This is a genomic window from Oleiphilus sp. HI0067 (assembly GCF_001635735.1).
This window is the reverse complement of sequence record NZ_LWFI01000264.1, coordinates 1-901: the sequence shown is the minus strand read 5'-3', so window position 1 is coordinate 901 and position 901 is coordinate 1. Positions and strand designations below refer to the sequence as shown.

Below are 901 nucleotides of genomic sequence, written 5' to 3'. Positions count from 1 at the left end.
TATCGGTCAAGAAACCAAGGGTCTCATCGAGTCAATCCGCTCGCACAGCAATCATACTCACATTTGTATGCTGACTAAGTTGGCTGATTTAAGGGGCGCCGATCAAATCAATAGTCTTGGGGCCGATAGTTATTTTCCAAAACCTGCAACGCATAATGATTTATATGACGCGCTTATGAGTATATCTATGCAGGCAGAAGAATCATACGAACGCGAAGGTGAACCCGATATCAGCAAAGAAGATCATCGTGATTACGGAGGTTTAAAGGTCTTGCTTGTTGAAGATAATCCTATCAATCAAATATTGGCTGTTACCTTACTTGAAGGGCTTGGTTTAAGTGTTGAGGTCGCGAATCATGGTGTTGAAGCGCTTGAGAAAATGAGCAACGAACCAAGCTATGGCATGATCTTCATGGATTGCCAAATGCCCGAGATGGATGGATATGAAACAACTCAAAACATAAGAAAAGGTGAATGTGGAGAGTCTTATAAAGATATACCAATAATCGCGATGACCGCGAACGCTATCGATGGTGATCGCGAAAAATGCCTAGAAGCGGGTATGTCGGACTATATTACTAAGCCAATAGATACAGATATCCTTCACGATCGCGTTGCTCATTGGTTTGCTCAAATAAATAAGTAGTTAACACGCTAGCGCTACAAAAATATCTTTGAAATAGAAAAAACAGCCTTGTTTCTCATTCCTTTGTGTAAGCAATCGTTACAATAGCCCGCTGTTTTACTTCGATATTGGACGATTGATGAAGCGTAGTTTATTTCATGCCCTCCTTTTTTGCTTAGGGTTTCTCTCATTAAGTGCTAATGCGGACGAACGAAATGCCTATGGCCTAGGTGTTACATACGAATCAGGCATATATCAGGGGCAAGATGGGTACAC

At 41.5% G+C, this 901-nt stretch carries 1 protein-coding gene; it reads left to right on the top strand.

Features of this window, described 5'->3' with window-relative positions:
• Window positions 1–646, top strand: a 646-nt coding sequence (locus tag A3739_RS03360; protein ID WP_231876991.1) for a response regulator, incomplete at its 5' end; no start/stop codon positions are given.
• Window positions 647–901: the final 255 nt, after the last annotated feature.